Genomic DNA, 22,829 nt, shown 5'->3' with positions numbered 1-22,829 from the left:
ATGCCGCGGCCCGGCGGCGCGCCGGCCGCCACGTCCACGCAGCTCTCGCTCGACGAACTGCGCGCCGAGGCGATGCAGTGGGGACGCAAGCCCCGCGCATTCGGCACGTGGTACGTCACCGAGCACATGGTGCGCGCGATGCGCGCATACGGCTGGACGATCGTGGTCGGCGCCCTCGGGCAGCCGATCCTGTACCTGCTGGGCCTCGCGGTGGGACTTGCCGCCCTCATCGACGCGCCCATCTCGCAGAACGGCGTCGAGGTGTCGTACCTCGTGTTCGTCGCGCCGGCGCTGCTGATGACTGCGGCGATCTCGGTGGCGTCCGAGGAGTTCTCGTACCCGGTGATCGCCGGTTTCAAGTGGCGTCGCTACTTCTTCGGCTTCAGCGCCTCGGCGCTGTCGCCGGGGCAGATCGCCGGCGGCGTCGTCGCCGGCGCGTCCGCGCGCATCATCGTCGTCGTGGTCGCCTACTACCTGTTCCTGTGGCTCTTCCAGGCCGTGCCGGACCCGGCGACCGGCTGGCTCACGATACCGATCGGACTGCTCGCGGGCCTCGCCTTCGGCATCCCGTACATGGCCTACGCCGCGTCGATCACCGACGACAAGGGCCAGGTCGCGCTCGTGCAGCGCTTCATCTTCATGCCCATGTTCCTGTTCTCGGGCACCTTCTACCCGCTGGCCACCCTGCCGCTGTGGCTGCAGTGGATCGGTTGGGTCTCGCCGCTGTGGCACGCGACCGAGCTCGGCCGCATCGCCACCTACGGCATGCCGGTCGATCCGTTCGCGATCGTGATCCACGTCGGGTATCTGCTGGTGCTGTCGATCGGCGGGTACGTCATCGGTCGCCGCATCTTCCAGAGGAGGCTCGGCGCATGACCGTCGCGACCGGAACCGAGACCGCGGTCACCCGTGCCGGCGGCGTGCGGGCGCTCTGGGCGGGCAACCCGCAGTCCGTCGTGCAGCGCGGTCTCATCGCCGCGCGCTCGTCGAGCTGGGCGGTCGTGCTGTCGGGCTTCTTCGAGCCGGTGTTCTACCTCGCCTCGATGGGGATCGGTCTCGGAGCCCTCATCGGCGACGTGCAGACCTCCAGCGGCATCGAGGTGCCGTACGCGGCCTTCATCGCACCCGCTCTGCTCGCCGTCTCGGCCATGAACGGCGCGATCTACGACTCCACGTGGAACGTGTTCTTCAAGCTCAACTACGGCAAGCTCTACGAGGGCATGCTCGCGACCTCGCTGGGTCCGCTCGACGTCGCGCTGGGAGAGATCCTCTACGCGCTGCTGCGCGGTCTGCTCTACGCGACCGGCTTCATGATCATCATGCAGATCCTCGGGCTGAACCTGGCCTGGACCGCCATCCTCGCGCTGCCCGCCGTGCTCCTCATCGCCTTCGGTTTCGCGAGCCTGGGCATGGCGGTCACGAGCTACATGAAGACGTTCCAGCAGATGGACTGGATCAACTTCGTGCTGCTGCCGATGTTCCTTTTCTCGGCGACGCTGTACCCGATCACCATCTATCCCGAGTGGGTGCAGCACATCATCATGGCGTTCCCGCTGTGGCACGGCGTCGAGCTGGTGCGCGGCCTGACGACCGGCATCCTCACGCCCGAGATGTGGTGGCACGTGCTGTACTACGTCGTCATGATCGCGATCGGCCTCGTGTTCACGACGAAGCGCCTGCGCGCCCTGTTCCTCGACTGAGGTACACAGCCCCGAACGACGGATGCCGCAGCCCACGTGGGCTGCGGCATCCGTCGTCTTGGGTACCGAGGTCAGAGCGAGCCGGTCGCCCCGACGCCGAGGTCGGCGTCGTAGTCGATGTCCTTCGTCTCGGGCGCCAGGATCAGCGCGATGAAGGTCAGCACACTCATCGCCGAGAGGTAGAGACCGACCAGCACCGGGCTGCCGCCGGCGGAGGCCCACAGCCACACCGCGACGATCGGCGCGAGCGCGGCACCGAGGATCGACGACACGTTGTACGAGATCGCCGAGCCCGAGTACCGCACGTTCGTCGGGAAGAGCTCCGGGAGCACCGCACCCATGGGTCCGAAGGTCGACCCCATCAGCATGAAGCCGAACACGAGGAACGCCTGCACCAGCGCGCCGGTGAACTTCGGGTCGACCTGCGGCAGCAGGAAGATGTTGAAGGTGAGACCGAACACGATGATGAGGCCGGTCACCCACAGCAGCAGCCGTCGACGCCCGATCGCGTCGGCGATCGGGCCCGACAGCAGCGTGAAGATGCCGAAGAACACGACGCCGATGATCTGCATCACCACGAAGTCGGTGTAGCCGAAGCCCAGACCCGGGTAGAACTGCGCGGCGAAGGCGGTGGCGTCGAACGGGTTGCCCGCGGCCTCGGCGGCGGCCTGCGCGGCGGCGGACGCCGTCTCGAGGTCGGCAGCCTTCGTGCCGTACGAGAGCGTGAAGTTCGTCATCAGGTAGAAGAGCACGTAGGTCGCCAGCATGATGAACGTGCCGAGGATCAGGTGCCACCAGTGATGGCGGAGGACGGTGGCGAGGGGGAACTTGCGGATCGCGCCCTTCTCCTCCGCCTTGACGAAGGTCTCGGACTCCACGAGGCGCAGTCGCACCCACAGGCCGATGATGACCATGACGGCCGAGAACAGGAACGGCACGCGCCAGCCCCACGCCAGGAACTCCTCCGATCGCTGCCCGGCGCCGTCGGGGTGGGGGAGCAGGTAGTTGATCGCGAGGAACACCGAGTTGGCGATGATGAAGCCGAGCGGCGCGCCCAGCTGCGGGAATGTGCCGTACCAGGCGCGCTTGCCCTTCGGGGCGTTCTCGGTCGCGACGAGCGCCGCGCCCGACCATTCGCCGCCGAGCGCGAAGCCCTGCGCGAGGCGCAGCACCAGCAGCAGCACGGCCGCCCACACGCCGATCTCGTTGTAGGTCGGCAGGCACCCGATGAGGAAGGTCGCGATGCCCATCGTGAGCAGCGACGCGACGAGGGTGGCCTTGCGGCCGAAGCGGTCGCCGAAGTGGCCGAACACGATCGCGCCGAGCGGGCGGGCCACCATCGCGGCGCCGAACACGCTGAACGACAGCAGCAGCGACGTGGTGTCGTTCCCGGTGGGGAAGAAGAGGATGGGGAAGACCAGGACGGCGGCGGTCGCGTAGACGTAGAAGTCGTAGAACTCGATCGTCGTGCCGACGAGACTGGCGAGGATGACGCGGGAACGGGGATTTGCGGGGGCCGCGGGGATCGCGGTGGTGGTGGGGGAGGTCAATTTTCACCTGGGCATGCGCGGAGCGGGGCATCCTGGTGGGATGCGGCGGTGGGCGTCCGCATGGCGCAGGGTGACGCGTCAGGCGGCACTGCACTGGATCACCGTGAGCGCGGACGGTGTCGCCCGGCACGGAGAACCAGCCTACTCCCGCAGCGGCGCACCGAGACCCGGATACGGAAAGCGGATGCCGCGGCCGGGGCCGCGGCATCCACTATCGACGTTCTCAGGGCGTGCGTCAGCGCCAGATCACGGCGATCGCGGCGTTGGTGAGCGTCAGCACGCCGACAGCCCAGAACATCGCCGGTGGGAGCGACCCGGTCTTGCGCTGGCGGCCGCGGCCGATGCCGAGGAGGGCGCCGATCACGAGCAGGATCACGAGCTTGACGCCGAGCTTGACGTAGTTGAGCTCGTACTCGATGCCCCACGGCGCGGCGAGGATGAGTCCGGCCACCGCGGCGATCGCGAGACCCCAGTCCATGACCCGGGTGAATCGCCGCTTGCCGTTCACCGCCTCGACCACCCAGGCGCCGAACAGCACGGCGAAGCCGACGAGGTGGATGAGCACGACGATGTGGCGAAGGATCTCCATGCCATCAGTCTAGCTGAAGGTCAGCCGATCACCAGGCGTTTGGTCTCGCTTCGCTCGCCCAACGACCGACCTGCGTCAGCCCCGAAGTTCCCTCAGCACGAGGGCGGTGCGGATCGCCGCATCCGCCGCCTCGAAGCCCTTGTCCTCCACCGAGCCCTCGAGGCCGGCGCGGGCGATGCCCTGCGCCTCGTCGTCGAGCGTCAGCACGCCGAACCCGACCGGCTTGCCCGTGTCGAGCGCCACGCGCGTGAGCCCGTCCGTCGCCGCGTTCGAGACGAACTCGAAGTGAGGCGTCCCGCCGCGGATGATGACGCCGAGGGCAACGACCGCGTCGGCGCCGGCATCCAGTGCCGCCTTCGCGACGACGGGCAGCTCGAACGAGCCGGGCACCCGCACGATGCGATGCGAGGCACCGGCGGCCGTCACGGCGCGCTCGGCGCCGGCGATGAGGCCGTCGGTGATCGTCTCGTGCCACGTTCCCGCGACGACGACGACATCGAGTCCCGTGCCGTCGACCGTTCCGGTGACCAGGGGCGCGCCCTTGCCGCTCATCGTTCTGCTCCCTCGTGCATCTGGGCGAGTGCGTCGGCGAGGTCCGCCTCCGCGATGAGGTGACCCATGCGGTCGCGCTTCGTCGCCAGGTACTGGTGGTTGTTCGGGCCGACGCCGACCAGCAGCGGCACCTGCTCGACGATGTCGAGACCCAGTTCGCGCAGCTGGTTCACCTTGTCGGAGTTGTTGGTCAGCAGCCTCACGCGCTCGACGCCGAGATCCGACAGGATGCCGGCGGCGGCCGCGTAGTCCCGCGCGTCGGCCGGGAGGCCGAGCGCCAGGTTGGCGTCGACCGTGTCGAGGCCGCGCTCCTGCAGCGAGTAGGCGCGGAGCTTGTTGATGAGTCCGATGCCGCGGCCCTCGTGACCGCGCATGTAGATCACGACGCCGCCGTCCTGCTCGATGGCGTCGAGGGCGGCCTCGAGCTGCGGGCCGCACTCGCACTTGAGCGACCCGAAGGCCTCGCCGGTCAGGCACTCGGAGTGCACGCGCACGAGCGGCGCGTCGCCGAGCTCGCCTGAGACGACGGCGATGTGGTCGGTGCCGGTGACGCGGTCCTTGTACGCCAGGAACCGGAACGCGCCGTGCGAGGTGGGCACGTTCGCCTCGGCGCGCAGGCTCACGCGGCGCTTGTGGGCGCCCCGGATCGCGGGGTCGCAGGGGGCGTTCTCGTCGAGGTAGGCGATGAGGAGCTCGATCGTGATGACCGGGATGTCGTACTCGGCGCCCAGCTCCTGGAGCCCCGGCAGCCGCATCATGCTGCCGTCGTCGGCGACGACCTCGCCGATGACGCCCACCGGTGCGAGCTCTGCGAGCTTCATGAGCTCGACCGCGGCCTCGGTGTGACCGGCGCGCTCGCGCACGCCGCCGTCGACGGCGCGCAGCGGCAGGATGTGGCCAGGCCGGATGACGCTCGTCGGCGTCGACTCGGGGTCGGCGAGCACGTTGAGCGTGTGGGCGCGGTCGACGGCGCTGATGCCGGTCGAGATGCGGTCGGCGGCGTCGACGCTCACCGTGTAGGCGGTGCCGCGCGCGTCCTGGTTGTTCTCCACCATCGGCGGCAGATCGAGTCGGTCGGCCCAGTCCGAGGGCATCGGGGCGCACAGGAATCCGCTCGTCCAGCGGACCGTCCAGGCGACCCACTCGGGAGTGGCGAGCTGGGCCGACAGGATGACGTCGCCCTCGTTCTCGCGATTCTCATCGTCGGCGACGATGACCGGCCGCCCGGCGCGCAGCGCCTCGAGGGCCTCGGGGATCGTGGAAAGGCTCATTTCGAGCCTCCTTCCGTCGGTGCGGACGCGTCCGCGGGGAGTTCGGGTGCGGCGTCCGGAGCCGCGAAGGCAGCCTCGCGGAGCGCGGGTGCGTCCGGAGCTGCGACTGCAGCCTCGCGGAGCGCGGGTGCGGTCGGAGCCGCGACTGCAGCCTCGCGGAGCGCGGGTGCGGCCGGAGTCGCGAAAGACAGCAACCGCTGCACGTGGCGCGCCAGGATGTCGGTCTCGAGGTTGACGCGGTCGCCCGGCACGCGGGCACCCAGGGTGGTGGCCGCGAGCGTCTCGGGGATGAGCGACACCTCGAACCAGGCCTCGGTCGCGGGAGCGGGGCTCGCGGCGCTGACGGTGAGCGAGACGCCGTCGACGGCGATCGAGCCCTTGTCGACGACCAGGGGGGCGAGCTCCGCCGGAAGCGAGATGCGCAGCACCTGCCACTGTGCGCCGGGGCGCACCTCCAGGACGGTGCCGGTGCCGTCGATGTGGCCTTGCACGATGTGCCCGCCGAGGCGGCCGTGTGCCGCGGTCGCGCGCTCCAGGTTCACGGCTCGGCCGGCGGCGACGCCGTCGAGCGTCGACATGTCGAGCGTCTGCTTCATGACGTCGGCAGTGAACCAGCCATCGCCCTGGCCGACGACGGTGAGGCAGACCCCGCTGACCGAGATCGAGTCGCCGTGTCCGGCATCCGACACGGCCTTCGGCCCACGCACGGTCAGGCGCACGCCGTCGCCCGAGGGTTCCACGGCGGTGACCTCGCCGATCTCCTCCACGATTCCGGTGAACATCACTCGTCTCCTTCCGACGACGGTTGATCCACGCGCGCGGGTGCTCGCAGCGCGTCGGCGGCGGCGGGCGGCGTGGGGTGGGCGACGTACAGCAGGTCGTCGCCGAGTGGGGTGACGGATGCCACGACCAGGCGCTTCGCCTCGCCGATGGTCGTGACGCCGATGTCATGCAGCGCCAGGCGGTCGCCGCCCAGGAGCACCGGTGCGACGTACACGAGCAGCTCGTCGGCGAGCCGCTCGCGCAGGAACGAGGCGGCGACGGCGGGACCGCCCTCGACGAAGACGCGCTGGACACCGCGCGTGCGCAGGTCCTCGAGCGCTGCGGCGAGGCCCCCCGACGCTGGATCGCCCGGGTACTGCAGGAACGGGTGGGGATGCCGGCGCAGGGTGGCATCCTCGGGCACCGGTCGCGCGCCGACGACGACGGGAACCGGCTGGTGGGACAGGAGCGTCCCGTCCTCGGCTCGCGCGGTGAGCGCCGGGTCGTCGGCCAGCACGGTGCCCGTGCCGGCGACGATCGCGTCGGCCTCCGCGCGCCGGCGGTGGACGTCGGCGCGCGCCGCCGGTCCGGTGATCCACTGGCTGGTGCCGTCGGGTGCCGCCGCGCGGCCGTCGAGGCTCTGCGCCCACTTGACGGTGACGTGCGGACGGCCGAGGCGCTGGACCGTGAGCCACGACTCGAGGAGCGTCGTCGCCTCATCGGCGAGAAGGCCCGCCTCGACGTCGACCCCGGCGGCGCGCAGCCGCGTGCCGCCACCGGAGGAGTGGTCGCCCGGATCCGCGATGGCGTACACGACACGCGTCACGCCCGCGGCGATGAGGGCCTCGGAGCAGGGGCCGGTGCGGCCGGTGTGGTTGCAGGGCTCGAGCGTGACGATCGCCGTCGCTCCACGCGCCTCACCCGGCGCGAGCTTCGAGAGGGCGTCGACCTCGGCGTGCGGCGTGCCCGCGCCGCGGTGCCAGCCTTCGGCGATGATCGAGCCGTCGCGGCCGAGCAGCACAGCGCCCACCTGCGGGTTCACACCGCGCGGACCGCGCTGTGCGATCGCCAGTGCCCGACGCATCGCGTCGTGTTCCGCCGTGCTCGCCATCCCGCCCCTCGTCTCGTCGTTCTCGACGCTCCGGGGCAGGGGAAGCGGCGACGCCTGTGGCGTCGCTGGTGTGCTGCCTCCCATCCGGACTAGCGACCGCGCTCCCGAAGGAACCCTGTCGCATCACCGTCGGTTCCGGAATTCCACCGGATCGGCCGCGGCGTCATCCGTCACGGATGCTGAAGCCTTGGCTCGCGGACTGTCACCGCCGGTTCGGATTCTCACCGACCCCGGAGCACGTTGATGCTCTCGAGTGTAGTCAACGCGGCATCCGGCCATTCATTCCATGTCTTCGCATGAACCCGCGCCCCGTGCGCACCGGGCGTCGCTCGGCCCGATGTCGTGGCACCGACGTAGCCTGGGAAGGGATGGTGAGGCGATGAACACGGCGGGATCGATGCGGGCATTCGAGGAACTGGCGGCGCGGCCTTATGCGGACGTGCTGATCATCGGCGGCGGGATCAACGGGCTCGCGACGTTCCGTGACCTCGCCATGCAGGGCGTCGACGTCGCGCTCGTGGAGCGAGACGATTTCGTCAGCGGCGCGTCGGCGGCGTCGTCGCACATGATCCACGGCGGCATCCGCTACCTCGAGAACGGCGAATTCCGGCTCGTTCACGAGGCGGTGACCGAGCGCAACGCGCTGATGCGCATCGCCCCGCACTACGTACGGCCGCTGCAGACGACGATCCCGATCTTCTCCACCTTCTCGGGCGTGCTGTCGGCGCCGCTGCGCTTCCTGCGGCACGGCGGGGGCAAGCCGCGCGAGCGCGGCGCGGCGCTCATCAAGATCGGGCTCGTGATCTACGACTCGTTCTCGCGAGGCGGGGGAGTGTTCGGCGGCGGGACCGTGCCGCGTCACACCTTCCATGGACGCAAACGGTCGCTCGCCCAGCTGCCGCTGCTCAACCCCGCCGTCCGATACACGGCGACCTATTGGGACGCGTCGCTGCACGACCCCGAGCGGCTCGCCCTCGACGTGCTGCGCGACGGCCGGACGGCGGGCCGCGACCGGGCGCGCGCCGCGAACTACACCGCGGCGGTGGGCATCGATGCGGGCCGGGTGGTGCTGCGCGACGCGGCCACCGGCGCAGAGACGCCGTTCGCGGCATCCGTCGTCGTGAACGCGAGCGGTCCCTGGACCGATGAGACCAACCTCGCGCTGGGGGATCCGACCCGCTACATGGGCGGCACGAAGGGATCGCACATCGTGCTCGACCACCCGCAGCTGCTCGGGGCGACGGGCGGCAGGGAGCTGTTCTTCGAGAACGAGGACGGCCGGATCGTACTCATCTATCCGCTCAAGGGCCGGGTTCTCGTGGGCACCACCGACCTCGAGCACGACCTGGGCGAGCCGATCGTGTGCACCGAGGCCGAGGTCGACTACTTCGTCGAGCTGATCGGCCAGGTCCTGCCCTCCATCCCGGTGGAGCGCTCGCAGATCGTCTACCGGTTCGCCGGCGTACGTCCGCTGCCCGGCCATGGCGAAGTCTCGCCGGGGTTCGTCTCGCGCGATTACCGCGTCGAATCGGCGCCGCTGGTCGGCGGTGACACCACGGTGCTCAGCCTCGTCGGCGGCAAATGGACGACCTTCCGCGCGTCGGCCGAGCACCTCGCCGACCTCGTCCTGGAGGCGCTCGCCCTGCCACGCCGTCGGTCGACGCGAGGTGTGCCGATCGGCGGCGGCCGGGGCTTCCCGACGACCGAGCGCGCGCGCCAGCAGTGGATCACCGCGCACGCCGTCGATGTGCCGGCCGCGCGCGTCGCGACGCTGCTCGACCGCTACGGCACGGTGGCCGAGGCCGTGGTCGACGCGATCGCCGCCGATCCCGAGGACGCCCCACTGGAGCACCTGCCCGGCTACAGCTCGGGGGAGCTGCGTCACCTCGCCGCGACAGAGGATGTGGAGCACCTGGACGACGTGCTGCTGCGGCGCACTAGCATCGCCTTCATCGGCGCCGCGACAGACGAGGCGGTGGCGGAGGTCGCCGCGGCGATCGCCCCCGTGCTCGACTGGGATGCCGCACGCTCGGCCGTGGAGGTCGCACGCGCGCTCGAGCGCGTCCACGCCGCCGATCCCACGTGGGCGCCGGCGTCGGCGCGATAGCCTGACCGCACCCGGGCGCAGCCCGCGGCACCGAGGGCGATGCCGCCCACCGACGAAGGAGACGACGTTGCCCGACCACGTGCTGTCCATCGATCAGGGCACGACTTCGACGCGTGCGATCGTGTTCGACGCCGAGGGCGCGGTCGTTGCCGTGTCGCAGCGCGAGCACGAGCAGATCTTCCCCCGCGCGGGATGGGTCGAGCACGACCCGGTGGAGATCTGGACCAGCGCCGAATGGGTGATCGCGTCGTGCCTGACGCGCGCCAGGATCAGCGCCGAAGAGGTGGCCGCCATCGGCGTGACGAACCAGCGCGAGACGGCCATCGTGTGGGAGAAGCGCACCGGCCGACCTGTCCACAACGCGCTCGTCTGGCAGGACACACGCACCCAGCCGCGCATCGACGAGATGACCAGCGACGGCGGCGCCGACAGGTTCGCCGACACCACCGGCCTGCCGCTGGCCACGTACTTCTCGGCGTCGAAGGTCGAATGGATCCTGGATCACGTCCCCGGCGCCCGCGCCGCGGCCGAGGCGGGGGAGCTGCTGTTCGGCACTCCCGACACCTGGGTGGTGTGGAACCTCACCGGCGGCGCGCGGGGCGGCATCCACGTGACCGATGTGACCAACGCGTCGCGGACGCTCCTGATGGACCTGCGCACTCTCGACTGGTCCGACGACCTCCTGGCCGCCTGGCGCATCCCGCGGGCCATGATGCCCGCCATCCGCTCGTCGTCCGAGGTCGTCGGGCACTCGCAGCTGCCGTCCGTCCTCGACCGCGTCCCGATCGCCGGCATCCTCGGCGACCAGCAGGCGGCGACGTTCGGGCAGGCCGCCTTCGACGCGGGCGAGTCGAAGAACACGTACGGCACCGGCAACTTCCTCCTCGTGAACACCGGCACCGAGATCGTGCGCTCGGGCAGCGGCCTCATCACGACGGTCGGCTACCGCATCGGCGACGAGCCGGCACGGTACGCGCTCGAGGGGTCGATCGCGGTCACCGGCTCGCTCGTGCAGTGGCTGCGCGACAATCTCGGCATCATCCACCGCTCGGAGGACGTCGAGACGCTGGCCGCCAGCGTCGACGACAACGGCGGCGCCTACTTCGTGCCCGCTTTCTCCGGGCTGTTCGCTCCCTACTGGCGGCCGGATGCGCGGGGTGCGCTCGTCGGACTCACCCGCTACGTGAACAAGGCGCACATCGCCCGCGCCGCGCTCGAGTCGACCGCCTTCCAGACCCGCGACGTCATCGAGGCCGTGGTCGAGGACACCGGACGCACGCTCGACGAGCTGCGCGTGGACGGCGGCATGACGCGCGACGACCTGCTCATGCAGTTCCAGGCCGACATCCTCGGCATCCCGGTCGTGCGTCCGAAGGTCGTCGAGACGACGGCACTCGGCGCCGCCTACGCCGCCGGGCTCGCGACCGGTGTCTGGGGCGGGCTGGACGAACTGCGCACGCACTGGCGCGAAGACGTCCGCTTCGAGCCGCGGATGCCGGAGGACGAGCGCGAGCGGCGCTACCGCCAGTGGCGCAAGGCCGTGTCGAAGTCGCTCGACTGGGTCGACGACGACGCCCGCCTGCTCATGGGCACGACGAGCGACTGACGCGTTTCGGGCGTGAGCCAACGTCCCGCCGGTGCGGACACCGGTCGTTGAGCGAGCGAGGAACGCGGTCGTTGAGCGAGCTTGCGAGTCGAAACGCAGAGACGAGACGCCCCGAGCGCTCCGATCTACTTCAGCAGCCGCGACAGGCGCCGGTCGGCGAGGATCTTGCCGCCGGTCTGACAGGTCGGGCAGTACTCGAGTGAGTTGTCGGCGAAGAAGACGCTGCGCACCTCGTCGCCGCACACCGGGCACGTCTCGCCGCGGCGTCCGTGCACCTGCATGCCCCGTCGTTTGGCGTCCTTCAGCTCGGCCGGCGGCTTGCCGGATGCCTCGGCGACGGCATCCGTCAGCGTCTCGGTCATCGCGTCGAAGAGCCGGGTGACCTCGTCGTCGGTCAGCGAGGTCGCGAGGGCGTAGGGTGACATCTTCGCCGCGTGCAGGATCTCGTCGGAGTAGGCGTTGCCCACCCCCGCGATCGTCGCCTGGTCGCGCAGCACGCCCTTGATCTGGGTGCGACGGCCCGCCAGCAGCCCCGCCAGCGTGTCGCGTGTGAAAGCCGGGTCGAGCGGGTCGGGCCCGAGTCGTGCGATGCCGGGCACGTCGGCGGGGTCGCGCACGACGTACACGGCGAGCGACTTCTTGGTGCCCGCTTCGGTGAGGTCGAACCCGGCGCCGTCCGACAGGGCGACGCGCAGCGCGATCGGCGTCTTGCCCGGCCGGATGACCGTCTTCGGCAACTCGTCGTACCAGCGCAGCCATCCCGCCTTGGCGAGATGGAACACGAGGTGAGGGCCGGTCGTCGACAGGTCGACGAACTTGCCGTGGCGCGAGGCGCCGGTGATCTCGGCATCCGCCAGCGCCTCGATCGGCGGGTCGTACGTCTTCAGCGCCGCGATGTTGGCGATGGTCGCGCGTGCGATGCGCACGCCGGTGAGCCGCTCGCGGAGGAAGTCGACGAGTCCCTGCACCTCGGGCATCTCGGGCATGCGCTCATCCTGCCACGCAGCGGCGACACGAGGGCCGCGCCGTCACCCACCGGTCCAGCCGTCTGCGGTGGGGTCGGTGGGCGAGAACCTCCCCGCCGAAGCTGCCGGCAACGCGTTCCGTACTCAGGAACGAACCGGGCGCCGGGCGCCGGCGCCCGCGGATTTCCGCGATCAGTCTGCGGCCGCAGCATCCGTGATCCTGAGTACGGAACGGACTGCTTCCTCCCCAGGCAGGGCCCCGGCGCAGAGGGGGAGGAGTTGTGCACGGATCCGGAGCCGACGGCTGAGAAGCCGTGCGCGAACGCAGCAGTGTGACTGGTCATGTGGGAGATGCACCGGACGCGTGCGGACCTGTTCGCCGACGGAATGACTCGCCGCGGGATCACCGCTGCGGTGAGAGCGGGAGACCTCATCCGCGCCCGACGTGACCGTTACCTGGCGCCCGATGCGCCGGATGCCGTTGTCCGCGCGGTGCGAGTGGGCGGGCGGCTCACCTGCGTGTCGCTTCTGCAGCTGCTCGGAGTCTTCGTGTTGGCGAACTCGAGCCTGCACGTGCACCTCACCGCGCAGTCGAGCCGCCTGCGGTCGCCACATGATCGAAGGAAGCTACTGAGCCGCCGGCGCAGGCATGGCACATGTCTGCACTGGACAAGCCTGCCGGAGCAGCCTGGGGCGGCGACGTGCGTCGGCATCGTCGCCGCCCTCGCGCATGCCGTGCGATGCCAGGCGCCTGGTGCGGCGGTGGCATCCATCGACAGCGCGCTGAACAAGGGATTGATGGCCGTAGACCAGGTCAGCGACATCTTCGACCTGCTTCCGTCGAGGTACGGCGTGCTGCGCGGATTGATCGATGGCCGTGCGCAGTCCGGCCCGGAGACGCTCGTGCGCCTGATGGTTCGCAAGCTCGGAAGCACGGCAGAACCGCAGGTCGAGTTCGACGGTGTGGGCTTCGTCGACATGGTGGTCGACGGATGGCTGGTCATCGAATGCGACAGCAAGGCTCATCACAGCGATTGGGAGCAGCAGCTTACGGACTACCGTCGCGACCTGAAGCTTGCGCAGCGCGGCCTTGTCGTGCTCCGGCTGGCCGCAGAGGACATCATGTACGACCCGGATTCGGTGTTCCTCGCCGTACGCGGAGTCCTTGCCGCACGTTCCCGCCGCTGAAGGCGGTCGACCCGTCGGGCCCGCCGCTCGTTCCGAACTCAGGATCGCTTGATGTGCCGCCCGGGACCGCAGCGTAGTTCCGCGGATTCTCCGCCCACGTGCTCCGCGGTTCCTGAGTTCGGAACCAAGCCGAGCGTTGCTGTCCGGCAACATCGGTTCCGTACTCAGGAACGGCTCGGCGGCTGCACGAGCGCTACCGCAGAAATCCGCCTCACCGTGCGCCCGGGTGGGTTGGTGTTCCTGAGTTCGGAACGGGCGACGAGGAGCAGCAACAGCCGCGACACAAGAGGGAGCCACGACCCGCAGGACAGGTGACGCAGTGCGCCGGATGGATGCCGCGGCAGCGGCGGCGGGTTCCGTCCGACGAATCAGCGGCGGCGGGATCCGTCCGCCGACTCAGCGGGTGCGGCGGAGGAGGCCGACCTTGTCGTACACGTCGGCGAGCGTGCGGTTCGCGACGGACTCGGCCTTCGCGGCGTTCGCGGCGAGCACGCGGTCGAGCTCGGCGGGATCGTCGAGCAGCTCCAGGGCGCGCTGGCGCACCGGCCCGAACTCGTTCACCACGACCTCGGCCAGGCCCTTCTTGAAGTCGCCGTAGCCGCGGCCGGCGTACTCGTCCTCGATCGCCGGGATCTGTCGGCCCGTCAGGGCGGCGTAGATGACCAGCAGGTTCGAGACGCCGGGCTTGGCCTCGCGGTCGTAGCGCACCGACCCCTCGGAGTCGGTGACGGCGCGCATGATCTTCTTCGCCGACACGGCCGGGTCGTCGAGCATCCACAGGACGCCGGCATCCGACTCCGCCGACTTCGACATCTTCGCCGTCGGATTCTGCAGGTCGTAGATGCGGGCGGTCTCCTGCTGGATGACCGGCATCGGCACCGTGAACGTCTCGCCGAAGCGGCTGTTGAAGCGTTCGGCCAGGTCACGGGTGAGCTCGACGTGCTGCTTCTGGTCGTCGCCGACCGGCACGATGTCGGTCTGGTACAGCAGGATGTCGGCCGCCATCAGCACCGGGTACGTGAAGAGCCCGACCGAGGCGACTTCCGCGCCGTAGCGCTGCGACTTGTCCTTGAACTGCGTCATGCGCCCGGCCTCGCCGAAGCCGGTGACCGTCGACAGGATCCACGCCAGCTCGGTGTGCGCCGGCACGTGCGACTGCACATACAGCGCCGACTTCGACGGCTCGATCCCGGCGGCGATGTACTGCGCGGCGGTGCGGCGGGTCTTCTCGCGGAGGTGCTCCGGGTCCTGCGCGACAGTGATGGCGTGGAGGTCGACCACCGAGAAGAACGCGTCGTACGACTCCTGCAGATCGCGCCACTGCATGAGGGCCCCGATGTAGTTGCCGATCTGGAGCGAGTCGGCGGAGGGCTGCATGCCGGAGTACAGGCGCGGTTTGCTCATCCGGCAAGTCTATAAAGCGGATGCCGCGGCGCGCGCCGCGCGGGAGCGACCGCCGCGCGGGAGCGACCGCCGCGAGAGCCTCGCACGGAAGCCGCGGGCGGGCGGGGCTGCGCACGCCATGCCTCGCGCCCGGTTCAGCCGGCGCGCCGTTCGAGCCCTTCGAGGAGGATGTCGAGGGCGAACTCGAACTCGGTGCGGTCGTCGCACCAGCCGAGCGTTCCGGCCTCGTCGTCGTGGACGACGTCCTGCAGCATCGCCTGCACGTTCGGCATGAGCCTGCCGAGCTCGGCAGCGGCGGTGGGGTCGGGCACGCCGTCCGCACCCTGCGGATCGTCGAGGATGAGCTCCTGTGAGAAGCCGAACTGGCGGCTGCCGAGCGTGTGCATCGCGTGGTGGATCAGATCCCACGACAGCCCGCCCGACCCCATGACGGCGACATTCGTGTCGACCCAGCCGGCGAACGCCGGCGTCATCGTGCCTCGGGATTCCAGAGCGCGCGGCACCCACGGATGATCCAGGAGCACCTCGCGGGCAGCGAGGATGCGCGCACGCAGGTGCTCGCGCCACGACGACGGAGGTGGAGTCGTCGCCGCTGCGGCACGGCGCGCGACGTCTTCGAAGACGAGGTCGAGGGCACCGGTGACCACGGCGTCCTTGCCGCGCACGTGGTAGTAGATCGACATCGGCTCCACGCCGAGCTGCTGCGCGAGCCGGCGCATCGTCAGCGCGTCGATGCCGCCATCGTCGGCGAGGCGGATGGCCTCGCGCAGCACCCGTTCGCGTGACAGGGGCTCCCGGCGGGACGCCGTCGCGACCGTCGTCATGTGCCACCTCCTCGGTCCACGGTACCGCCCGTCACCGCGCGGCGGCCGCGCGGCGGCCCGAGCGGTCGAGTTCGCGGCGGGTCTGGACAGCACGCGCGAATCGGGATACCTTACGTCGTAAGTCATACAGTGTAAGGCTATGCCGATGGAGGACGACACATGAGCACGACCGAGAAGAGGGCGCTCCGTTCCGAGGGGTCAGCCGGGGGAGTCGTCGGCGACGCCACGACCATGCGTGCTGCCGTGTACGACCGCTTCGGCGGACCCGACGTGGTGTCGGTCGAACGCATGCCGCGCCCGACGCCCGCCGAGGATCAGCTGCTGGTGCGCCTGCACGCCGCCAGCGTGAGCGTCGCCGATCACCGGGTGCGTGCGCGCGACGTGCCCCGGGGGCTTCGACTGCCCACGATGTTCGCGCTCGGCTGGCGGCGGCCCAAGCACCGCGTGCTCGGAATGGACGGCGCCGGCGTGGTCGAGGCGGTGGGTGCCGGCGTCGCCGACTTCGGCGTCGGCGATCGCGTCGTCCTTCTCAGGGGTGCCGCGTTCGGCTGCCACGCCGAGTACGTCGCGGTCCGTGCCGCCGGCGCGGTCGCGCGGATCCCCGATGAGCTCGCGTTCGTCGACGCTGCGGCTCTGCCGTTCGGCTTCGGCACCGCCCAGGTGTTCCTGGAAGCGGGAGGCGTCGGGCAGGGCGACGACGTGCTCGTGAACGGCGCGTCGGGCGCGGTGGGGTCGGCCGCCGTCCAGCTCGCGAAGCGCCTCGGGGCGCGCGTGACGGGCGTGTGCAGCGCGGGCAACGCAGAGCTGGTGCGCTCGCTCGGCGCGGACCGCGTCGTCGACTACGCCCGCGAGGACTTCACGTCATCGGGCGCACGGTACGACGCTGTCGTGGAGTGCGTCGGCAATGCGCCGTACCGCCGGGCGCGTCGCGTGATCCGTCACGGGGGAGTGCTCATGCTCGTCATCGCCGACCTCGCCGGGATGCTCGGATCGAAGCTGCGACCGGTCCGCCACGGCATCCGTCGCGTGCAGGACACCGGCGGCGTGACCGGCGCGCATCTCGCGGAGTTCGCCCGACTCGCCGCGGCGGGCGACGTGCGTCCGGTGATCGACCGCGTGTACCCGCTCGATCGGATCCGCGAGGCGCATGCCTACGTCGACAGCGGGCGCAAGCGGGGGAATGTCATCGTCAGCCTGGCGGATCCGTCGTGAGGCCCCGCGGCTGACGCGTCGCCCTGCGTGCAGCTCGCGGGCCGCTCAGCGCTCAGCCCCGGGCCGCTCAGCGCTCAGCGTCCGAGCGTGTAGTCGGCGACGACGGGGGAGTGGTCGCTCCAGCGGGTGTCCCACGACGGGGCCCGTACGACGCGGTAGTCGACCACCCGGTCGCCGAGCTCGGGCGTCGCGAGGTGGTAGTCGATCCGCCAGCCGGCGTCGTTGTCGAACGCACGTCCGCGCATCGACCACCAGGTGTACGGGCCGTCGACGTCGCCGTGGAAGCGGCGACCGATGTCGACCCAGCCCAGTCCCGGGCCCCGAGATCCGTCGGCACCGGTCACCTCGGTGCCCTCCTCGCCGAAGAAGCGGTCGAAGTACGCACGCTCGCGGGGGAGGAAGCCGGCCTTCTTGACGTTGCCCTTCCAGTTGCGGATGTCGAGCTCGCGGTGGCCGACGTTGAGGTCGCCCATCACGAGCGCCAGCGGCGACGCGGCCTTCAGCTGCGGCATCCGCCTCTCCATCGCGTCGAGGAAGGCCCACTTCGCATCCTGCTTCGGGGTCTCGGCCTCGCCGGTGTGCACGTAGGCGCTGACCACGATGAGCCGCTCGCCGTCGATGTCGAAGTCGGCCTCGATCCAGCGGCCCGCGCTGTCGAGCACCTCGGCGGCGTCGTCGGCGGCCGCGCCGAGAACCCGTCGCACCTCGATCGAGGGGACGCGGCTGGCCACCGCCACGCCGGCACGACCTTTGGACAGCGCCTCGTCGTTGACGATCTCCCATCCCGGGAGGGCCGCACGCAGTTCCTCTTCGGTGGCCCGCACCTCTTGCAGTGCCATCACGTCGATGTCGGCGGCATCGAGCCAGTCGATCATGCCCTTGCGTGTGGCGGCGCGGATTCCATTGACGTTGACAGAGGCGATGCGAACACGGCGAGACACGACGGCAAGACTATCCGGCACCGCCGACACTCACTCGAACAGGCTGCCGGCCTTCTTCTTCGGAGCGGGCGGGGCGGCCGCCTCGACCTGGGACAGCTCCTGCTCTGCGTCCTTCAGTGCGCGGTCGGCCGCCCATCGCCGATACCAGGGGGCCGTGTCGCGCGACTCCTGCGCGGTGCGCAGCCGCACCCGCGCCGCCACCAGCAGCGCCGCGTGTTCGGCGGCGAGGCGCTCAGCCTCGGTCTGGGGAAGCAGCGGGATCTCCTCGTCCTCCGCCGCGACGGCGATCCACGCCGCGGCGACCAGCATGATGATGCCGATGATGCGGAACCAGAGCAGGAGGCCGACGAAGATCGCGAAGGTCGCCAGCAGGGCGTTCGTGGGCGTGTAGATGAACAGCCAGCCCGTGAAGAGCTGCAGCACGGTGATCGCGCCGCCGCCGAGGAGCGCCCCCGGCCAGATCCGGCGCCACGGCAGCTTCGTGCCGGTGAGGAAGCGGATGAGCCCTCCGAGAGCCGCGCTGTAGATCACGAAGGAGATGATGATCGTGCCGATGCTCGCGGTCGCGCCGATCCAGCTGGACGCGTTGCTCCAGCCGAAGAACGCGAACGCCCAGTTGAGCGCCCAGGTGCCGATCGACGTGGCGGCGAAGCCGACGACCAGGGCGAGTGCGAACATGCCGGCGCCCACCAGATCGCGCGCCTTGAGATAGATGTAGCTGCGGAGGTCGGGCGGCAGCCCGAAGATGTCGCGCACGGCGCGACGGGCGAAGGTCACGAACCCGATGGCGGTCCAGATGAGGGTGCCGAGGGCGATGATGCCCGTGATGCCGAGGACACCGGCGCTGCTCGTGGCGATGTCGGTCACCTGATCGGGGGTGAAGAGCCCGCCTTCGTCGGCGATGAGACCAGGGATGTAGAGGTTGATCAGGTTGATCAGCCCGTCAACGGCCTCCGCGCTGCCGCCGAGCCAGAGCCCGGTGATCGCGAACGCGACGTAGATGGCGGCGAAGGTCGCGAACAGCGCCTGGTAGCTGACGCCCGCCGCGAGCAGGAATCCGTTGTGCTGGAGGAAGTGGCGCCACACGCGCACCGGGAACCACGCCATCGTGCGCTGCGTGAGCGCGGTCGCCCTGCTGAGGGGCTGGTCGAACCGCTCGCGCAGGTTCTCCTGCGTCGCTTCCCAGCGAGCCCTGAGCGACTCCTCTTCGCGTTGCGCGGCATCCGCCTGATCGCGCGCCTCGTCGTGCTCCTGCGCACGCGCGCGGTCCTGCCTGCGCGCGTCGTCCCGTTGGCTCACGGAAGCCAGAGTATCGACTGCCGGATGCCGCACCCCGCCGCGCCGCGGCATCCGCGCGGCGAATCGGGCAGAGCGTCTACGCGCGTCCGCGCAGGACGGCCTGCTTGACCTCGGCGATCGCCTTCGTCACCTCGATGCCGCGGGGGCACGCCTCGGTGCAGTTGAAGGTGGTGCGGCAGCGCCACACGCCTTCCTTGTCGTTGAGGATGTCGAGGCGGACGTCGCCGGCGTCGTCGCGCGAGTCGAAGATGAAGCGGTGCGCGTTGACGATCGCGGCGGGGCCGAAGTACTGCCCATCGGTCCAGAACACCGGGCACGACGAGGTGCACGCCGCGCACAGGATGCACTTCGTGGTGTCGTCGAAGACCTCGCGGTCGACGATCGACTGGATGCGCTCCTTGCCGGGCTCGGGCTTCGAGTTCGCGATGAGGAACGGCTGCACTTCGCGGTACGACGCGAAGAACGGCTCCATGTCGACGACGAGGTCCTTCTCGAGAGGCAGGCCCTTGATCGCCTCGACGTAGATCGGCTGCGAGATGTCGAGATCCTTGATGAGGGTCTTGCACGCGAGCCGGTTGCGGCCGTTGATGCGCATCGCGTCCGAGCCGCAGATGCCGTGGGCGCACGAGCGACGGAACGTCAGCGACCCGTCGACCTCCCACTTGATCTTGTGCAGGGCGTCCAGCACGCGGTCGGTCGAGTACAGCTCGACGTCGTAGTCGACCCAGCGCGGCTCTTCGTCGACCTCCGGGTTGAACCGGCGGATGATGAACGTCACCAGGAACGACTGGATGCCGGTGTCGTTCGTGATCTCCTCCGCGCGGGTAGGGGCATCCGCGTCGGTGCGCTCGATGACGTCGGTGACCGAGGTCGACATCAGTACTTCCTCTCCAACGGTGGGTAGCGCAACTCGCCCGCCTCGTTCTTCGTGAAGACGACGGGTTTCCAGTCGAGGCGGATGTGGTCCTCGGAATGCGAGGACCCGGCATCGCCCGACAGGTACGCCATGGTGTGCTGCATGTACTTCTCGTCGTCGCGCTTCGGGAAGTCGTCGCGCATGTGGCCGCCGCGGCTCTCCTTGCGGTTCTTCGCGGTCACGACGACGACCTCGGCGATGTCGAGGAGGAAGCCGAGCTCGACGGCCTCGAGCAGGTCGGTGTTGTAGCGCTTGCCCTTGTCATCCACGTGCACGTTCTTGAAGCGCTCGCGCAGCTCTTCGATGACCTCGAGCACCTCGCCGAGTGACTCGTCGGTGCGGAAGACCTGGGCCTTGCGGTCCATCTCGTCCTGGAGCGTCTTGCGGAGCACGGCGATCCGCTCGGTGCCCTGGTTGTCGCGCAGGCCCTCGATGAGTCCGCGCACCTCGGCGGCGGGGTCCTCGGGGAGGGGCACGAAGTCGGCGGTCTTGACGTACTCGACCGCGTTGCGCCCGGCGCGCTTGCCGAACACGTTGATGTCGAGCAGCGAGTTCGTGCCGAGGCGGTTCGAGCCGTGCACCGAGACGCAGGCGCATTCGCCGGCGGCGTACAGGCCCGGCACGACGGTGGTGTTGTCGCTCAGCACCTGCGCGTCATTGTTGGTCGGGATGCCGCCCATCGCGTAGTGCGCGGTGGGCATGACCGGCACCGGCTCGACCACGGGGTCGACGCCGAGGTAGGTGCGGGCGAATTCGGTGATGTCGGGGAGCTTCGTCTCGAGCACCTCGGCGCCGAGGTGCGTGCAGTCCAGCAGCACGTAGTCGCGGTGCGGGCCGGCGCCCCGGCCTTCGGCGACCTCCTGCACCATGCAGCGGCTGACGATGTCGCGCGGCGCGAGGTCCTTGATGGTGGGCGCGTAGCGCTCCATGAAGCGCTCGCCCGAGACGTTGCGCAGGATCGCGCCCTCGCCGCGGGCTCCTTCGGTGAGCAGGATGCCGAGCCCGGCGAGTCCGGTCGGGTGGAACTGGAAGAACTCCATGTCTTCCAGCGGGAGGCCCTTGCGCCAGATGATGCCCACGCCGTCGCCGGTGAGGGTATGCGCGTTCGAGGTCGTCTTGAAGATCTTGCCGAAGCCGCCGGTCGCGAAGATCACGGCCTTCGACTGGAAGACGTGCAGCTCGCCGGTGGCCAGCTCATAGGCCACGACGCCCGCGATCTGCTTGTCCGTGCCCTCGCCGACCGTGATGAGGTCGAGCACGTAGAACTCGTTGAAGAAGTTGATGCCCAGCTTCACGCAGTTCTGGAACAGCGTCTGCAGGATCATGTGACCCGTGCGGTCGGCGGCGTAGCAGGCGCGGCGGACCGGGGTCTTGCCGTGGTCGGCGGTGTGGCCGCCGAAGCGCCGCTGGTCGATCTTGCCCTCGGGCGTCCGGTTGAACGGCAGGCCCATGTTCTCGAGGTCGATGACCGCGTCGATGGCCTCCTTGGCGAGGATCTCGGCCGCATCCTGGTCGACGAGGTAGTCACCGCCCTTGACGGTGTCGAAGGTGTGCCACTCCCACGAGTCCTCTTCGACGTTGGCCAGCGCCGCCGCCATGCCGCCCTGCGCCGCACCGGTGTGCGAACGCGTCGGGTACAGCTTCGAGATGACTGCCGTCCTCGCACCCGGCCCGGCCTCGATGGCCGCGCGCATGCCGGCCCCGCCGGCTCCCACGATGACGATGTCGAACTGGTGGTAGTGGACGCCGTCCTTGACGTAGCTTGCAGTGCTCTCGGTGCCGGTAGGGGTCTCAGTGCTCACGCTGGATGCTTTCGGTGGTCGATGCTCGGGGGGCGCCCGAACGCTATGCGCAGATTCCGATGATGAGGTCGGAGGCGGTCTCGGAGTCGAAGCCGATGCACGGGTCGAAGGTGAACACGACCAGCGTGCCCAGCACGATGAGGAACGCCGCGGCGAGCCACAGCACCCACACCAGCACGCGACGCGTCGTCGGGTGCGTCACGTAGTCGTTGACGATCGTGCGCATGCCGTTGGCGCCGTGGATCAGCGCGAGCCACAGCATCAGCACGTCCCACCACTGCCAGAACGGCGATGCGTACTTGCCCGCGACGAAGGCGAAATCGATGCCGTGGATGCCCTCGCCGAGCATGAGGTTGACGAACAGGTGGCCGAAGATGAGGACCACGAGCAGCACGCCCGAGGCGCGCATGTAGATCCAGCCCCACTTCTCGAGGTTGGGGCCCTTGCGCCGGACCGGGGAGTACGGGGCGCGGGGGTCGGCGATCGTGGTCATCAGTGACCTCCTCCCGGAGCGAAGGCGAGCATGAGATGACGCGGCGTGAAGCCGAGCATCGTCACGACCCACAGCCCGAGGACGCCCCACCATAGCTGGCGCTGGTGGCGGGTGGCCCACGACCAGAAGTCGACCAGGATGATGCGCAGTCCGTTATAGGCGTGGTACGCGATGGCGCCGACGAGTGCGACCTCGCCGAGGGCCATCACCCAGTTCTTGTAGGTGCCGATGACCGCGTCGTACGCCTCGGGCGAGACCCGGATGAGGGCCGTGTCGAGGACATGGACGAGCAGGAAGAAGAAGATCGCGACGCCGGTGATGCGGTGCAGTACCCACGACCACATGCCTTCGTTCCCGCGATACAGCGTGCCGCGGGGAACTCGGGAGGTGGTCTCGGATACCGACGGTGTGACGCGTGCTGGTGCAGACACGGCCGTCCTCCTTGGATCGAAACACGGTGGGGCTGACCTCTGACTGCGAGGACGGCCCCCGAAGAGGGCCCGTAACGGTGCGCTTCGGGCCGTCGGCGTCACGCGG

Annotated in this window: 20 protein-coding genes, 1 pseudogene and 1 riboswitch; of the genes and pseudogenes, 6 read left to right on the top strand and 15 right to left on the bottom strand. The window is 69.8% G+C overall.

The features are described 5' to 3' along the window. A complete protein-coding gene (locus tag MRBLMI12_RS20050) occupies window positions 1–876 on the top strand; it encodes an ABC transporter permease (protein WP_363358240.1) in 876 nt (291 codons plus the stop codon). Next, window positions 873–1,700 carry an ABC transporter permease gene (locus MRBLMI12_RS20045; protein WP_363357940.1) on the top strand — a complete coding sequence of 276 codons (828 nt, stop codon included), beginning with the start codon at window positions 873–875 and terminating at the stop codon, window positions 1,698–1,700. The genes MRBLMI12_RS20050 and MRBLMI12_RS20045 overlap by 4 nt, the downstream gene beginning before the upstream one ends. Window positions 1,701–1,771: 71 nt before the next feature. Here MRBLMI12_RS20045 and MRBLMI12_RS20040 read toward each other — a convergent pair whose 3' ends face one another. From MRBLMI12_RS20040 to ribD, 6 genes and pseudogenes are all read right to left on the bottom strand, one after another. Then, complete coding sequence (locus MRBLMI12_RS20040; protein ID WP_363357939.1) at window positions 1,772–3,250, bottom strand: MFS transporter; 1,479 nt, start codon at window positions 3,248–3,250, stop codon at window positions 1,772–1,774. Between the two features lie 235 nt (window positions 3,251–3,485). After that, window positions 3,486–3,839, bottom strand: a complete 354-nt coding sequence (locus MRBLMI12_RS20035) for a Fe-S protein (protein ID WP_363357938.1) — start codon at window positions 3,837–3,839, stop codon at window positions 3,486–3,488. A gap of 75 nt (window positions 3,840–3,914) precedes the next feature. Further along, complete coding sequence (gene ribH, locus MRBLMI12_RS20030; protein WP_363357937.1) at window positions 3,915–4,391, bottom strand: 6,7-dimethyl-8-ribityllumazine synthase; 477 nt, start codon at window positions 4,389–4,391, stop codon at window positions 3,915–3,917. Beyond that, the gene (ribA, locus tag MRBLMI12_RS20025) at window positions 4,388–5,662 is read right to left on the bottom strand and encodes a GTP cyclohydrolase II (RefSeq protein WP_363357936.1); all 1,275 of its coding nucleotides are present in this window, start codon (window positions 5,660–5,662) and stop codon (window positions 4,388–4,390) included. Before ribA ends, ribH begins: the two co-directional genes overlap by 4 nt. Window positions 5,663–5,829: 167 nt before the next feature. Beyond that, window positions 5,830–6,444 (bottom strand): annotated as a pseudogene (locus MRBLMI12_RS20020) (riboflavin synthase); the annotation flags it as partial. Beyond that, complete coding sequence (gene ribD, locus MRBLMI12_RS20015; protein ID WP_363357935.1) at window positions 6,444–7,535, bottom strand: bifunctional diaminohydroxyphosphoribosylaminopyrimidine deaminase/5-amino-6-(5-phosphoribosylamino)uracil reductase RibD; 1,092 nt, start codon at window positions 7,533–7,535, stop codon at window positions 6,444–6,446. The gene ribD and the pseudogene MRBLMI12_RS20020, both read right to left, overlap by 1 nt. 68 nt (window positions 7,536–7,603) lie before the next feature. Further along, a riboswitch (FMN riboswitch) is annotated at window positions 7,604–7,776 on the bottom strand. 138 nt (window positions 7,777–7,914) lie between these two features. Between ribD and MRBLMI12_RS20010 the strand changes: the two genes are divergently transcribed. Both MRBLMI12_RS20010 and glpK read left to right on the top strand, forming a co-directional pair. Next, window positions 7,915–9,642, top strand: coding sequence for a glycerol-3-phosphate dehydrogenase/oxidase (locus tag MRBLMI12_RS20010; protein ID WP_363357934.1), 1,728 nt, complete (start codon window positions 7,915–7,917; stop codon window positions 9,640–9,642). Window positions 9,643–9,709: 67 nt separating this feature from the next. Continuing rightward, window positions 9,710–11,248 carry a glycerol kinase GlpK gene (gene glpK, locus MRBLMI12_RS20005; protein ID WP_363357933.1) on the top strand — a complete coding sequence of 513 codons (1,539 nt, stop codon included), beginning with the start codon at window positions 9,710–9,712 and terminating at the stop codon, window positions 11,246–11,248. Window positions 11,249–11,373: 125 nt separating this feature from the next. On the opposite strand, the gene MRBLMI12_RS20000 is transcribed toward glpK, so the two are convergent. Beyond that, complete coding sequence (locus MRBLMI12_RS20000; RefSeq protein WP_363357932.1) at window positions 11,374–12,234, bottom strand: Fpg/Nei family DNA glycosylase; 861 nt, start codon at window positions 12,232–12,234, stop codon at window positions 11,374–11,376. A 321-nt stretch (window positions 12,235–12,555) separates the two neighbouring features. On the opposite strand from MRBLMI12_RS20000, the gene MRBLMI12_RS19995 reads away from it, so the two are divergent. After that, window positions 12,556–13,401, top strand: coding sequence for an endonuclease domain-containing protein (locus MRBLMI12_RS19995; protein WP_363357931.1), 846 nt, complete (start codon window positions 12,556–12,558; stop codon window positions 13,399–13,401). Window positions 13,402–13,797: 396 nt separating this feature from the next. Here the strand turns inward: MRBLMI12_RS19995 and trpS are convergent, their stop codons facing one another. Both trpS and MRBLMI12_RS19985 read right to left on the bottom strand, forming a co-directional pair. Next, entirely contained in the window at window positions 13,798–14,805 is a 1,008-nt protein-coding gene (gene trpS / locus MRBLMI12_RS19990) for a tryptophan--tRNA ligase (protein ID WP_349426719.1), read from the bottom strand. A 134-nt stretch (window positions 14,806–14,939) separates the two neighbouring features. Then, window positions 14,940–15,629 carry a TetR/AcrR family transcriptional regulator gene (locus tag MRBLMI12_RS19985; protein WP_363357930.1) on the bottom strand — a complete coding sequence of 230 codons (690 nt, stop codon included), beginning with the start codon at window positions 15,627–15,629 and terminating at the stop codon, window positions 14,940–14,942. Between the two features lie 159 nt (window positions 15,630–15,788). Between MRBLMI12_RS19985 and MRBLMI12_RS19980 the strand changes: the two genes are divergently transcribed. Then, the gene (locus tag MRBLMI12_RS19980) at window positions 15,789–16,841 is read left to right on the top strand and encodes an NAD(P)-dependent alcohol dehydrogenase (RefSeq protein ID WP_363357929.1); all 1,053 of its coding nucleotides are present in this window, start codon (window positions 15,789–15,791) and stop codon (window positions 16,839–16,841) included. Between the two features lie 74 nt (window positions 16,842–16,915). Here the strand turns inward: MRBLMI12_RS19980 and MRBLMI12_RS19975 are convergent, their stop codons facing one another. The 6 genes from MRBLMI12_RS19975 to sdhC all read right to left on the bottom strand — a co-directional run bounded on the left by MRBLMI12_RS19975 (window position 16,916) and on the right by sdhC (window position 22,723). After that, window positions 16,916–17,782 carry an exodeoxyribonuclease III gene (locus tag MRBLMI12_RS19975; protein ID WP_363357928.1) on the bottom strand — a complete coding sequence of 289 codons (867 nt, stop codon included), beginning with the start codon at window positions 17,780–17,782 and terminating at the stop codon, window positions 16,916–16,918. A 30-nt stretch (window positions 17,783–17,812) separates the two neighbouring features. After that, entirely contained in the window at window positions 17,813–19,081 is a 1,269-nt protein-coding gene (locus tag MRBLMI12_RS19970; protein ID WP_363357927.1) for a YihY/virulence factor BrkB family protein, read from the bottom strand. A gap of 76 nt (window positions 19,082–19,157) precedes the next feature. Continuing rightward, window positions 19,158–19,958, bottom strand: a complete 801-nt coding sequence (locus MRBLMI12_RS19965; RefSeq protein ID WP_363357926.1) for a succinate dehydrogenase iron-sulfur subunit — start codon at window positions 19,956–19,958, stop codon at window positions 19,158–19,160. Then, entirely contained in the window at window positions 19,958–21,799 is a 1,842-nt protein-coding gene (gene sdhA, locus MRBLMI12_RS19960) for a succinate dehydrogenase flavoprotein subunit (RefSeq protein WP_363357925.1), read from the bottom strand. Before sdhA ends, MRBLMI12_RS19965 begins: the two co-directional genes overlap by 1 nt. A 43-nt stretch (window positions 21,800–21,842) precedes the next feature. Further along, window positions 21,843–22,292: a succinate dehydrogenase hydrophobic membrane anchor subunit gene (locus MRBLMI12_RS19955; protein WP_349426726.1), complete on the bottom strand. Its 450-nt coding sequence runs from the start codon at window positions 22,290–22,292 to the stop codon at window positions 21,843–21,845. After that, a complete protein-coding gene (sdhC, locus tag MRBLMI12_RS19950) occupies window positions 22,292–22,723 on the bottom strand; it encodes a succinate dehydrogenase, cytochrome b556 subunit (protein WP_349426727.1) in 432 nt (143 codons plus the stop codon). Before sdhC ends, MRBLMI12_RS19955 begins: the two co-directional genes overlap by 1 nt. Window positions 22,724–22,829: the final 106 nt, after the last annotated feature.

The sequence above is a fragment of the Microbacterium sp. LMI12-1-1.1 genome, from assembly GCF_040676455.1.
Classification (GTDB): domain Bacteria; phylum Actinomycetota; class Actinomycetes; order Actinomycetales; family Microbacteriaceae; genus Microbacterium.
Note: the sequence above shows the minus strand (reverse complement) of the source record. Positions and strands in the feature narration are given on the sequence as shown.